Origin of the sequence: Olleya sp. R77988 (genome assembly GCF_044594215.1) — a bacterium.
GTDB lineage: Bacteria > Bacteroidota > Bacteroidia > Flavobacteriales > Flavobacteriaceae > Olleya.
This window is the reverse complement of record NZ_CP138988.1, coordinates 2,189,577-2,202,532: the sequence shown is the minus strand read 5'-3', so window position 1 is coordinate 2,202,532 and position 12,956 is coordinate 2,189,577. Positions and strand designations below refer to the sequence as shown.

The 12,956-nt window shown below is 31.8% G+C and carries 12 protein-coding genes; 8 read left to right on the top strand and 4 right to left on the bottom strand.

Features of this window, described 5'->3' with window-relative positions:
* Positions 1-225: 225 nt before the first annotated feature.
* Together SJY17_RS10025 and SJY17_RS10020 are read left to right on the top strand one after the other, a co-directional pair.
* The gene (locus SJY17_RS10025; RefSeq protein WP_397362420.1) at positions 226-2,097 is read left to right on the top strand and encodes a DEAD/DEAH box helicase; all 1,872 of its coding nucleotides are present in this window, start codon (positions 226-228) and stop codon (positions 2,095-2,097) included.
* A gap of 104 nt (positions 2,098-2,201) precedes the next feature.
* Positions 2,202-3,047 (top strand): carboxypeptidase-like regulatory domain-containing protein, encoded by an 846-nt coding sequence (locus SJY17_RS10020; RefSeq protein WP_397362419.1) that lies wholly within the window; start codon positions 2,202-2,204, stop codon positions 3,045-3,047.
* Between the two features lie 3 nt (positions 3,048-3,050).
* Here the strand turns inward: SJY17_RS10020 and SJY17_RS10015 are convergent, their stop codons facing one another.
* Together SJY17_RS10015 and SJY17_RS10010 are read right to left on the bottom strand one after the other, a co-directional pair.
* Complete coding sequence (locus SJY17_RS10015) at positions 3,051-3,710, bottom strand: TrmH family RNA methyltransferase (protein ID WP_397362418.1); 660 nt, start codon at positions 3,708-3,710, stop codon at positions 3,051-3,053.
* Between the two features lie 65 nt (positions 3,711-3,775).
* On the bottom strand, positions 3,776-4,597 hold the full coding sequence (locus tag SJY17_RS10010; RefSeq protein WP_397362417.1) for a hypothetical protein: 822 nt from the start codon (positions 4,595-4,597) through the stop codon (positions 3,776-3,778).
* Between the two features lie 237 nt (positions 4,598-4,834).
* On the opposite strand from SJY17_RS10010, the gene SJY17_RS10005 reads away from it, so the two are divergent.
* The 3 genes from SJY17_RS10005 to SJY17_RS09995 are packed head-to-tail and all read left to right on the top strand — an operon-like array spanning position 4,835 to position 7,649.
* Positions 4,835-6,046: a tetratricopeptide repeat protein gene (locus SJY17_RS10005; RefSeq protein WP_397362416.1), complete on the top strand. Its 1,212-nt coding sequence runs from the start codon at positions 4,835-4,837 to the stop codon at positions 6,044-6,046.
* Between the two features lie 2 nt (positions 6,047-6,048).
* Positions 6,049-6,720, top strand: a complete 672-nt coding sequence (locus tag SJY17_RS10000; protein ID WP_397362415.1) for an SIR2 family NAD-dependent protein deacylase — start codon at positions 6,049-6,051, stop codon at positions 6,718-6,720.
* A 47-nt stretch (positions 6,721-6,767) separates the two neighbouring features.
* Positions 6,768-7,649 carry a DUF4421 family protein gene (locus SJY17_RS09995; RefSeq protein WP_397362414.1) on the top strand — a complete coding sequence of 294 codons (882 nt, stop codon included), beginning with the start codon at positions 6,768-6,770 and terminating at the stop codon, positions 7,647-7,649.
* A gap of 11 nt (positions 7,650-7,660) precedes the next feature.
* Here the strand turns inward: SJY17_RS09995 and SJY17_RS09990 are convergent, their stop codons facing one another.
* Entirely contained in the window at positions 7,661-9,298 is a 1,638-nt protein-coding gene (locus tag SJY17_RS09990; RefSeq protein ID WP_397364872.1) for an ABC-F family ATP-binding cassette domain-containing protein, read from the bottom strand.
* Positions 9,299-9,484: 186 nt separating this feature from the next.
* On the opposite strand from SJY17_RS09990, the gene SJY17_RS09985 reads away from it, so the two are divergent.
* The 3 genes from SJY17_RS09985 to SJY17_RS09975 all read left to right on the top strand — a co-directional run bounded on the left by SJY17_RS09985 (position 9,485) and on the right by SJY17_RS09975 (position 11,612).
* Positions 9,485-10,276 (top strand): RluA family pseudouridine synthase, encoded by a 792-nt coding sequence (locus SJY17_RS09985; protein WP_397362413.1) that lies wholly within the window; start codon positions 9,485-9,487, stop codon positions 10,274-10,276.
* 227 nt (positions 10,277-10,503) lie between these two features.
* Entirely contained in the window at positions 10,504-10,905 is a 402-nt protein-coding gene (locus tag SJY17_RS09980; protein WP_397362412.1) for a hypothetical protein, read from the top strand.
* Between the two features lie 260 nt (positions 10,906-11,165).
* Positions 11,166-11,612 carry a KTSC domain-containing protein gene (locus tag SJY17_RS09975; protein ID WP_397362411.1) on the top strand — a complete coding sequence of 149 codons (447 nt, stop codon included), beginning with the start codon at positions 11,166-11,168 and terminating at the stop codon, positions 11,610-11,612.
* A 102-nt stretch (positions 11,613-11,714) separates the two neighbouring features.
* Here the strand turns inward: SJY17_RS09975 and SJY17_RS09970 are convergent, their stop codons facing one another.
* Entirely contained in the window at positions 11,715-12,953 is a 1,239-nt protein-coding gene (locus SJY17_RS09970) for a glycosyltransferase (protein WP_397362410.1), read from the bottom strand.
* Positions 12,954-12,956: the final 3 nt, after the last annotated feature.

Genomic DNA, 12,956 nt, shown 5'->3' with positions numbered 1-12,956 from the left:
TTCAATTACTTTCGAGACCCTCAAATTTACAACCAATATTCCCATTCAATTTCAAAAAATTGATAATCTAAAATAATATCGTACCTTTGCAACTTGAAAAAACGCACTAGCGTTTATTACTCCTCAGAGAGAGGATGTGTTACTAGAAGTTTTAGGTTAAGTATGTTCAATGCACTTCTATATGTAACACCAAAATAGATTGACATTGAAATACATAACAAAAGAATGAGCACATTCCAAGATTTAGGTCTTAACGAAGACCTTTTAAAAGGTATAGCAGATTTAGGATTTGTTACACCATCTGAAGTACAAGAAAAAGCAATTCCAATTTTATTAAACGAAGAGACAGATCTAGTTGCATTAGCACAAACTGGAACTGGTAAAACTGCAGCATTTGGTTTTCCAATGTTACAAAAAATAGACATTACTAGTCGTACAACTCAAGGTTTAATACTATCTCCAACTAGAGAGCTTTGTTTGCAAATTGCAAACGAAATGAAAGCCTACGGTAAACATTGTAAAGGTTTAAACGTAGTAGCTATTTATGGAGGATCAAGCATTACTGACCAAGCACGTGAAGTAAAACGTGGTGCACAAGTAATTGTTGCAACTCCTGGTAGAATGAAGGACATGATTAACAGACGATTAGTTGATATTACTAAAATCCAATATTCGGTTTTAGATGAAGCAGATGAGATGTTAAACATGGGTTTTAAAGAAGATATTACAGATATCCTTTCTGGTACTCCTGAAGACAAAAACACATGGCTATTCTCTGCAACAATGCCTAGAGAAGTAGCAACTATTGCAAAGAAATTTATGAATGACCCTCAGGAAATTACTGTTGGTCATAAAAACGAAAGCACATCTAATGTATCTCATGAGTATTATTTAGTAAACTCTAGAGACCGTTACCAAGCCTTAAAACGTTTGGCTGATGCTAATCCAGATATATTTTCTGTAATCTTTTGTAGAACAAAACGTGATACACAAAAAGTAGCAGAAAATTTAATTGAAGATGGTTATAGTGCTGGAGCTTTACATGGTGATTTAAGTCAGAATCAACGTGATATAGTAATGAAGCAATTTAGATCACGTCAAATACAAATGTTAGTAGCAACAGATGTTGCTGCACGTGGTATTGATGTAGATGATATTACACACGTAATTAACTACCAATTAAGTGACGAAATTGAGACTTATACGCACAGAAGTGGACGTACTGGTCGTGCTGGAAAAACTGGTATTTCTATGGTTATCGTGTCTAAAAGCGAAATCCGTAGATTAAAAAGTATTGAGCGTATTATTAATAAAAAATTCGAGAAAAAAGAAATTCCTAACGGAATGGAAATTTGCGAAGTACAGTTAATGTCATTAGCAAATAAGATTCATAATACAGAAATTAATCATGAGATTGATAAGTATTTAGATGATATCAATACTTTATTTGAAGATACAAGCAAAGAAGAATTAATTAAGAAATTTTTCTCTGTAGAGTTTACACGTTTCTTTAATTACTATCAAAAATCTAAAAACCTTAATGTTGCAGCTGGAGATTCTGGTCGTGATGGTGGTCGTGACCGTCGTCCTTCTTCTGGAAATGCAGCACGTTACTTTATTAATGTTGGAGAAAAAGATGGTTATGACTGGATGAAGCTTAAAGATTTTTTAAAGGAGCAATTAAACTTAGGTCGTGATGATGTTTTTAAAGTGGATGTAAAAGAAACATTCTCTTTCTTTAATACAGAAAAAGAACACCAAGAAAAGGTATTAGCCTTTTTTACAGATTTTAAAGACAACGGACGCTTTGTTAATGTAGAAGTTACAGAAGACAGAGGTGGTCGTGGAGGTCGTGACAGAAACAGAGGTGGTGGCGGAAGACGTCGTGATGGTGGTGGAGACCGTAGACGTAGAGATGACAAGCCAAGAGGAGAAAGACGTTCTAGAAGAAGTGACTCTGGAGATTCTGGAAACAGAGGTGACCGAAGAAGAAATGATTCTGGAAATTCTGACAATAGATCATCACGTTCAGACAGAGACAAATCAATATTTAAAACATCACACTCTAGACCAACACGTTCTAGACGTAAGGACTAATTATTTAAAAATAATTAAACCTTTTTGTTAATATTTAGTCAAAATATAAAGAAGACGCTGTTTTTAGCGTTTTCTTTGTATTTTTATACGACTATACATATTAGATGAAATATAACATACTTACATTTTTACTTTGCTTTAGTATTTCTTTCAGTTTTGCTCAGGATAAAAACACTACAGAGACTAAAGAAATTATAACTAAAAAAACTACAGATTCTACAACTGTAAAATCTGAATCTACAGTAAAAGGTATTATTATTGATGCCACTACTAAATACCCTTTAGAAAACGTAAACATAGTTAACTTAAATCAAGTTATTGGTACAGCTACCAATGCTAAAGGAGAATTTGAATTACGTGCACAAGCCAATGACACATTACACCTTTCCTATTTAGGTTTTAAATCTATTAAAGTTAAAGTAACTAATGATTGGGTTGATAAAATTGAAAAATCTACCATAACACTTACAGAGCTAGCTTTAGCGCTAGAAGAAGTTGTTGTAACAGGACTTAAATTAACAGGTTATCTTGAAGTAGATATTAAGCAGGTAAATGTAAATACAAATTACAGATATAGCATCTCTGGACTATCAAATGGTTATGAAGCTGGAAAAAAACAACCAAGTGCTGTAACCAAAGTTTTAGGCTCTATTTTTAACCCTTTAGACTTTTTATATAACACCTTTAGTAAAAAAGGAAAAGAGTTACGTAAGCTAAAAAAGATGAAAGAGGATGATAATATCCGAAACACTTTAGCTGCACGTTTTGACAGAGAAGTATTAACAGCATTACTTGGTGTTAACAAAGTAGATTTAGACGAGATTGTAAGCCAATGTAACTACTCTGAAGAGTTTGTAACTACTGCAAATGATTTACAAGTTTTAGATGCTATTAGTGAGTGTTATGAGGAATACAAGGTTTTAAATCGTAGTCGTAAAAAGCGTATTTAAAAACTAGTGTTGATTGTTATAAAACCTTTCCGTAATTTCCTGATAACTTTTAATTGTTTTTTTACACCAATCCAATTTTTTTTCTTGTTTTTCTGCATCAGAAAGCTGCCAATTAATATCAGTCTTTTTTAGTTTAGACGTTGCGTGCTGTAATATGATAGCTGCACTAACAGAGATATTTAAACTTTCGGTAAAACCAACCATTGGTATTTTTAAAAAACTATCTGCTTGTTTTAAAACATCTTCAGACAATCCTTCTGTTTCTCTTCCAAAGAAAAAGCAAGACTTTTTAGTAACATCAAAATCATACAACTCACAGTCGTCTGTATGTGGTGTTGTAGCAACTATTTGGTAACCCTTTTGTTTTAAATCCTTGATACAATCATTAACAGAATGAAACCGTTTTAAATCCACCCATTTCTGTGCTCCCATTGCAATTTCTCTATCAATGTTTTTAGTATTAGTTTCTTCTACTATATTTAGTTCTTGGATTCCAAAAACATCGCAACTACGCATTACAGCACTAGTATTGTGTAATTGATACACATCTTCTGTTGCAACAGTAAAATGCTTTGTGCGCTGACTAATAACAGTATTAAAGCGCTCTAACCTATGTTCTGTTAAATAACTTTCAAGATGTTTTAATAATTCTAAATCTATCATGCCTTAAAAATAATAAAACCTGATGGTTTTAGCATCAGGTTTAATAAAATACGTTTTTTTATATATTAATTAGCTCCTATATTTCCTTGAGCAATTAAAATAGCTAAGTTAGTTGCACTTAGGTGCACGTTTACATAACCATCCATTGTTAATACGTCACTATATCCAAATGGTGTTCCGTTATCTAACATATCTACGTTAGTCCTGCTAATTCCTGTTGTTCCATCTACAGATGCAAAACTAAACATAACAGCTCCTGGTGCAGTTGCTACACTTCCTGCATGTATATGTGCTGGATGTACGCCTCCTGCTGGACTTCCTGTTAATTCAATTACAGCTAAAGCTTCACCATTAACTCGTTCTGTAAAGGTAACTGTGCCTGATAACCCTGTTACTGTTGCTTCGTTTAGTGGATAACTAATAAAACTATTTGTTAATTCGTTTTGTCCAATATCAGATTGTGCAACAATTGCATTATCTGTTTCGCTTTCATGTATTACAAAATGACCATCATAATCCAATAACTCTTCATAAGTAACAATTGTATTATCGTCTAATCTACTAAATGTTGTATTGCTTTGTCCTGTAGTACCATCAACCGAAATTAAACTTACCGCTATTTCTCCAGTTTCTGCTGCAGTATTAAAATGGATATGTGCTGGATAATCTTGATCTGCTGTTGTACCTACCAAATTAATTTCTATAGTAATTGTACTATTTGAATTTTTAATAAAATTTGCTGTTCCAAAAATTCCAGAATTTTCAAAACTTTCAATGTCAAAAATTCTTGATTCTAATTGGGTAATTACTTCTGGTGTATCATCACTAGCACAATTAGTAAAAAGAGTAATAGTAAATAAAATGATAAAATACTTGAGGGTTTTCATAGATTAATTTTTTTAAAATGAATGACTTATTTTTTGTAAGCATTAAGATATTAAAGGGAATTAATCTTATGTTTATAATCAGATTTCAAAAGTAGTAAAAAAAATGAACTATTTAGTATTGTAAACTAATCCAGTTTAGTATTTAATAGTATTGTTTATATATACTTTATTAAATAATTATTAGTTAATAAATAAGTGTTATTTTAATGCTTTTAAAAAATACATGTATTGAAAATAATGAAACTTAAAAACCTACTAACAACTTTATTGCTTTGTTTATTACACTCTTACAATGTGTTTTCTAATGAAATAACAAAACAAAACCCTAGAGATACAATAGCTTTTAATGAAGGAAACACCAATAAAGTAATTGCACTTGGAAATTTTATTGAAGCCTCAATAAACAACAATAAACCAGACCAGTTTATTTCTAAGTTTTATAAAAATGTTTTTATAAAACGCGTCATGGATTATAACCAAAATATAGTTTTAGATAAAGAGGAAACTAATGGATTTATTGAAGGTATAGAACAAGGTATATCTGCTTTTCCAAATAAAATTATTGAAGAAGTACAAAATGGATCCTATTATAATTTTATAAAATATAGATACGATCAAGAACAACAAACCTACTACGTGTTATTTAGGCTATATTCCTCTGAAACAGGACTTAATTATCATGATTACAGAATTCATAAAAAAGATGGAGTAATGTTATTTTCGGACACCTACATTTATCTTACTGGAGAGATATTTTCAAATACATTTGCTAGAATAATGAGTTATGCCTTTTCCAATAAAAAAATATTGGGAGTTATAAAACTTCCCGAAGATGATGGCTTAACAAACCTAATAAAAGCAACTAGGCTTAATAAAATTGGAGCCTTTAAAGAATCTTATAAACTATTAGATAACACAACTTCTGCGATTTCTAAAGACAAGTTTTTTATGATTTTTAAATCTTTAACTGCAAGTCATATAGACGACGAAAAGTATTTAAAATCATTAGAAGAATTAATTGCTCTATATGAAAATGATCCAACTATTGCATTAAATAAAATTGATTATTATATCTATAAAAATAATTATTTTGAAGCTATACAAGTTGTTGATCAACTGCAAACCGAAACTGAAGATGATTTTTTAAACTTTTTTAAAGCTACCATTGCTTTTCAAGATCAGAATTATGATTTTGCTTTGCATAAGTTTAAATACATGATCGAAAACTATGATGGTTTTTTTGAAGGTCAATCTGGTTATTTAAATACTTTAGTCATGCTAAAAAAGTTTAATGAAGCCACAACCTACTTGGATTCTTTAATTAAAGAGGGCTATGATCGTGATGAAATGATTCAATATATTGAAGAGGATGATGAATTTGGCGAAAATATTTTAAACATCCTTGTAGAATCTGAAGATTATAAATCCTGGAAACTTAAAACCAACTAATCATGAAACATCTAGTCGTTTTAACTGGAGCAGGTATGAGTGCCGAAAGTGGTTTAAAAACCTTTAGAGATGCCAATGGATTGTGGGAAGGACACGATGTTATGGAAGTAGCATCTCCTGAAGGGTTTGCTAAAAACCCAGAATTGGTGTTACAATTTTACAACCAACGTAGGAAGCAGCTTTTACAGGTCAATCCAAATACAGCACATATTGAGTTAGCTAACTTAGAAAAACACTTTAAAGTGACAATAATTACCCAAAACGTGGACGATTTACACGAGCGAGCTGGAAGTACAAACGTGATCCATTTACATGGCGAGTTATTTAAAGTACGAAGTACAAAAAACGAACCTGAAATTTTAGACTGGAAAAAAGACCTAAATCTTGGAGATTTGGACCAAAACGGAAACCAACTTAGACCACATATTGTCTGGTTTGGCGAAGCTGTGCCATTAATAGACAAAGCTGTAGAGATTTGTGCAACTGCTGACAAACTATTAATTATTGGCACATCGTTACAAGTGTATCCTGCTGCTAGTTTAATGCATTATGTGCCAGAAAATATCCCTAAGTTTTTCATTGATCCAAATCCATCAATATCAAGTACAAAAAACCTAACGGTTATCGCAGAAACTGCAACAAAAGGTATTAATCAATTTATTTCAATATTATAATTATGAGAGCACTGTTTTTAATAGTATTACTGTGTTTTTCTGTAAAGATGTACTGTCAGAATTCTGTGATTTCATTTAGAGAAAAATTACTATTAAAATCAAATATCAATACACAAACCGAGTCTTTTTCTATTCAAAATAACAATCAATCCATTTTAGTAAATGCTAATAACACTTATAGATTGGAAGTTGCTGCTAACTATAAATTTTTAGGCCTAAAAATCGGGTTTTCACCAAGTAGTAAAGATTCTGATTTTAAATCTAAGTTTTTAAACTCTCAGTTAAATATTTTTTTAGACCAATGGATACAAAGTATTGAATACCGAAAAGTAAAAGGGTTTTACCAAGATAATAATGCTAGTTTACTAGCACAATTTCCGGAGTTACAAACCTCTAGTTGGATTGGAACCACATCTTATGTCCTAAACACTAATTTTTCGTTAAAACACTTGACACATCTCACAGAATGGCAACGTCAAACTGCAGGAAGTTTTGTGCCAACTTTAAAATATGGGTTTAATAGTTTAAGGAATACTATCGATAATAAAAAAATAACAGACAATAGCTTTGATATTTCATTAGCTCCAGCGTATTATTACACTTGGGCTTTTCAAAACCATTGGTTTATCTCCTCCTCTATCTCACCAGCTTTGGGTTTACGTTTTTCAACAGAAAAACAAAACGATATTATAAGCAAAAACACCTTTTTAACACGTGCTTTGGACGTAACCTTACAATTTGGATTTACATCCGAAACGATTAGTGCTGGAGCCAGTTTTAATTTTGACTCTAATGCAATCAACAAAAACAGTACACAAAGTCTGGTTAACGATAAAAGTTATGCAAGTCTCTATTTTGGATACCGTTTTAATCCACCACCTTTTTTAAAACGAGCGGTTGAAAAAATTGAGGATAAGTTTGGGATTTAAAAAGTATATTTCTACTGCTTCAAATTAATATCAGCAATACTTTTAATTCTGTTACGCTCTAAAAAGGCATCAATAGTTTCAAAATGCTCAATAACACGTTGGTCTTTAAATTCAAATACCTTTTCTGATAATCCTTGTAAAAAATCTCTATCATGAGACACTAAAATTAGCGTACCATCAAAAGTCTTTAATGCGTCTTTTAAAACATCTTTAGATTTTAAATCTAAGTGATTAGTTGGTTCATCCAGAATCAATAAATTAACAGGTTCTAACAATAATTTAACCATTGCTAACCTAGTTTTTTCTCCTCCAGATAATACACCAACTTTTTTATCAATATCATCGCCTTTAAACATAAAGCGACCTAAAATATTTTTAACTCCTGTTCTAACATCTCCTTTTGCAACGTCGTCAACCGTTTGAAAAACGGTTAAGTCGTTATCCAATAAAGCAGCTTGATTTTGGGCAAAATAACCAACTTTAACATTATGTCCAAGACTACATTGTCCTTCAAAATCTATTTGGCCTAAAATAGATTTAATCATTGTGGACTTACCTTCTCCATTACGTCCAACAAAACTAACCTTCTCACCTCTTTTAATAGACATATTAGCGTCCTTAAACACAATATGGTCGTCATACTTTTTAGTTAAACTTTCAACCGTTACAGGATAATCTCCAGATCTTGGAGCTGGCGGAAAACTTAATTTTAAAGCAGAGTTATCAACCTCATCCACTTCAATAATTTTTAACTTTTCAAGCATACGTTCTCTTGACGTGACTTGGTTTGTTTTGGAGTATGTTCCTTTAAAACGTTCAATAAAAGCCATATTATCTGCAATAAATTTTTGCTGTTCTTGATACGCTTTTATTTGATGACTGCGTCTATCTTCTCGCAATTGTAAATAATGACTATAATTGGCTTTATAGTCATAAATACGACCCATTGTTACCTCAATAGTACGATTGGTAATATTATCAATAAAAGCACGATCATGCGATATTACCATAACAGCATTTGCTTTATTAAGTAAAAAGTCTTCTAACCAAATAACAGACTCTATATCAATATGGTTAGTAGGTTCATCCAATAAGATTAAGTCTGGTTTTTGTAATAAAATTTTAACCAACTCAATACGCATACGCCAACCACCAGAAAACGCTTTAGTTGGTCTGGTAAAGTCTTCTTGTTTAAAACCTAAACCTTTTAATGCTTTCTCGACTTCTGCATCATAATTTACATCCTCTAAAGCATAGTATTTTTCGCCTAAATCAGATACTTTTTCTATAATGGACATATACTCGTCACTCTCGTAATCCGTTCTGGTTTCTAATGCTTTATTAAGCGCTTCCATCTGGTCACGCATTGCATAGACATGTTTAAAAGCTTTAGCAGCTTCTTCAAAAACAGTACAATCATCCTCAGTCAATAAATGCTGTGGTAAGTAAGCTATTACTGCATCTTTTGGTGCTCTAACATGACCTCTTGTTGGGTTTTGTGCTCCAGCAACAATTTTCATCATGGTACTTTTTCCTGCACCATTTTTACCCATTAAAGCAATTTTATCTGTTGGATTAATCACAAAAGACACATCACTAAACAAAGTGGTTCCGCTAAACTCTACTGCTAAATTATCTATAGAAATCATGGTCTGTTTTTTAAGAGTTGCGAAAGTACTAAAAAGTGTTGAAATCCAACCCATTTATAATTTGACTTTGTCTAAAATTTCAAGTACCTTCGAAGTATAAAATCCATCAAACCTATCGCTCAAATCGAAATTCATATTGCTACAAAACAACCTACTGCTATTAGAATACAAGACTATTGTGTTGGTGTGTTTACAGCTGCTTTTACAAAATCTGCTTTAAAAAAAGCGCTAAAAAAACAGTTTATAACGGTTAACGATGTTGTTGCAACATCTGCAACTTATATTTATGGAGGAGAACACATACAACTAACCATTAAAGAAAACACTACTCCAAAAAGGACATTGATTTTTAAACTTAAGGTGCTTTTTGAAGACGATTACTTAGCTGTTATCCATAAACCTGCTGGTATTTTGGTTAGCGGAAATTGTTTTAAAACCGTTGCAGCAGCATTAATACAAAACTTACAAAAAAGTACACTTTCAGATCGCTGTACCCCACAACCTATACACAGATTAGATTATGCAACCACAGGAATTTTATTAGTCGGTAAAACAAGCAGTAGCATACGTGCTTTAAACCAGGTATTTAAAGACAGAGCCATTACAAAAACCTACTACGCAGTTACTATTGGTAATATGGAAACTAATGGAAACATAACAACTATGATTGATGGTAAACCATCGCATTCAAAATATACACTATGCCAATCTGTTGCCTCCAAACGTTTTGGAACACTAAATTTAGTACAACTAAACCCATTGACAGGACGACGACACCAACTACGTAAGCATTTATCTAGTATTGGCAACCCTATTTTAGGAGATAAAGACTATGGTGTAGAGCCATTAATTTTAAACGGAAAAGGCATGTATCTACATGCTTTTTCTTTACAATTTACACATCCTTTTACAAAGGAAGCACTTTATATAATTGACGACTTGCCTAAACGCTTTAAAAAAATGTTTAAATCGTGCTAACTATTACCCTAAAAACAACGTATTATGTGTTTTTAAAAACTTGACTTTGTCATTTTTTTAAGCTAACTTCGAAGTTAAACTAACTACTGATATAAATCATTAAAACGATGTCATATCAGTGAAACGTTACCTGCAAGCTGAACAAACCAATGAAAAACATTTTTAAATTTATTCTTATAGTATGTTTACTTACATCTTGCTCGAATCAAGAAAAGCGGATAATACTATTGGAAAAAGAATTAAATATTGAGCTTGGAAATGATTATAAAATAATACAGGATGACGATGTTTCTCATAATGGATTTGAAAGTGATTACACTCTAAAACTGAAAATAGAACTGAACAAAAATGACCTCGAAAGAATTGTTGAGCAAATAGAATCTGAACCATATTATGACCAACTTGGTAAGTTCAGAAGTGAAACTGGACGTTACAGACTCGCAGGACAAGAGAATATTGATTATTTTAAAAACGCAACTGACTCTTTGAAAAAAACAAAATATCGTGGAAGTTGGTTTAAAACAAATACTGGTTTTGAATTTATGGACTTGGGAAATAAAATGGAACCAATTGATGCGGAAATTAACTTAACGGAACTTACTCTGAAATTTGAATTTAGCCATTTATGAAAACTGAACTGATTAAAAAGCCAGCAGGTAACACCGTGTATAATTAATTGCTTTTTAAGTGCTTACTTACGAAAATTCCTGCGGAATTTTCTCGGGTTTGTAAAAGTTTGCTAAATTAGTTGCTTAACAACGCAACTAACCATACACAAGACCGTTAGTTTAACTTCAAAACCTCTCTAAAAATCAAATTCTTATAACTTTCTAACCTTCAATTAAAAACAAAAGCCTATTTTCGCGCCTTATTAAAAATAGCACCTATTATGAAGCGTATTAATGAGTACAAAAAACTATTTAACGTAGATAAAGATCTATCTTTAAAAACGTTAAAAAAGTCTTACCGCAATTTGGTTAAAGAGTGGCATCCTGACAAATTCCAAGAAGGTGACGATAAAGCACAAGAAGCAGAGTTAATGAGCAGAAAAGTAATTGATGGTTACCACTTTTTAGTAAGTATATCTCCAGAAACTATTGAGGCTAATAAAGACCAATACGCAACAACTATAACTAGTCCAATTATGGATTGGAAACATAAAGGCTTATTATTAGAGGTTACTTTTTTAAATGGTGATACTTATGAGTATTTTGGTGTAAACAAAGGGTTATACATTAAGTTTTCTCAAAGCGATAAACAAACGCGCTTTGCAAAACGTAGTATTTTTAATTCTTTTCCTTACAGAAAAATAAAGAAAAGCGAAGTTACTGCATAGTTAAATGACTAATGTCAATTGGTCTATAAAAAAAGAGCCAAGGTTTTAAATCTTGGCTCTTTTTTTTGTCTTGTTTCTTAACTCTCTTTGTCTTGATTATTATTATTTCTTATTTTTTTCTTCAATCCAACGACTCATAAACTTGGTGCTTTGCATAGTATGATGCATTAGTATTTGTCCTAAAAAGTGTTGTTGTCTGTGGCTTTTTAAACCTGCTTGCAAAACTTCTACTTTATACAACACGTCTTTAGTATAAATAGCTTTATCATAAAACGTATTAATAATCATAAAGCCATTTTTTTGCTTTCCGTTCCAGTAAATTTTATTAGAATACAGCTCGACAGCTTGCATAGCAAATGCTTTAGCATCGTCTTCAATAAAAGCGTTGGTGTCTTTTAAACTTCCATACATCCCTTCTGCTCCAATAGTTGTGGTTACACAAGGGGTTCCGTTTTGCATAGCATCTATTAGCTTTCCTTTTAAACCTGCTCCAAAACGTAATGGTGCCAAACATACTTTAGCGTCTTGCATGACTTTATTAACATCTTCTGCAAATCCTTTTATTAAAAAACCTTCTTTTGGGTTATTTAATTGCATTGCTTTTTCAGATACATAAGATCCATATATATGCATTTCTGCTTTTGGTAGTTGTTTTCTTATTAGTGGCCAAATCTCTTCTTTCAAAAATAGTACTGCATCAAAATTAGGCTCGTGCATAAAATTACCAATGGTAATAAAATGGTTTCGGTCTTTAAACTTTGGGCTTTTCTTTTGTGTTTCTGGAGAAATTGGGTCTAACAAAAATGGTAGATAGTATAATAAATGCTCGTCAATATTAAATTGATTGACCAATATTTCTATCTCAACTTGAGATATCATAAAAGTTAAATCACTTCTTAATATGCTTGCAATTTCGCGTTTAGCGGTTTCATTTTGCAAATAGCTTTTATCAAAAAATGCTTGATCTTTTAAGGCTTGTTGACGTCCTTTACGTAAACTATGTAAGTCCTCTGTGTCTAGCAATCTAAGTGCATCTGGACACTGTTCTGCAACTCGCCAACCAAATTGCTCTTCAACCATAAAGCGATCAAACAAGACTATTGATGGGTTTAAATCTGTAATAAACGTATCAAAGCTACTATCGTTTAAAATAATATGTTCCGTTTTTACACCAATACTATCTAAATCAAAAGCATTGTCTGTTTTAGCACAAGCAGATGCAAAGGTTATAACATAATCCTGTGATTGAAAAACATCTATAAGCTGCATCATCCTACATCCAGCAGCAGAACTTTTAGGTTCTGGCCAAACAAAGCCAATTATTAAGAGGGATTTATTCAAATT

Coding starts and splice junctions, on each gene's coding strand:
- SJY17_RS10025 (WP_397362420.1), top strand. CDS start 226: ATGAGCACATTCCAAGATTTAGGTCTTAACGAAGACCTTTTAAAAGGT.
- SJY17_RS10020 (WP_397362419.1), top strand. CDS start 2,202: ATGAAATATAACATACTTACATTTTTACTTTGCTTTAGTATTTCTTTC.
- SJY17_RS10015 (WP_397362418.1), bottom strand. CDS start 3,710: ATGATAGATTTAGAATTATTAAAACATCTTGAAAGTTATTTAACAGAA.
- SJY17_RS10010 (WP_397362417.1), bottom strand. CDS start 4,597: ATGAAAACCCTCAAGTATTTTATCATTTTATTTACTATTACTCTTTTT.
- SJY17_RS10005 (WP_397362416.1), top strand. CDS start 4,835: ATGAAACTTAAAAACCTACTAACAACTTTATTGCTTTGTTTATTACAC.
- SJY17_RS10000 (WP_397362415.1), top strand. CDS start 6,049: ATGAAACATCTAGTCGTTTTAACTGGAGCAGGTATGAGTGCCGAAAGT.
- SJY17_RS09995 (WP_397362414.1), top strand. CDS start 6,768: ATGTACTGTCAGAATTCTGTGATTTCATTTAGAGAAAAATTACTATTA.
- SJY17_RS09990 (WP_397364872.1), bottom strand. CDS start 9,298: ATGATTTCTATAGATAATTTAGCAGTAGAGTTTAGCGGAACCACTTTG.
- SJY17_RS09975 (WP_397362411.1), top strand. CDS start 11,166: ATGAAGCGTATTAATGAGTACAAAAAACTATTTAACGTAGATAAAGAT.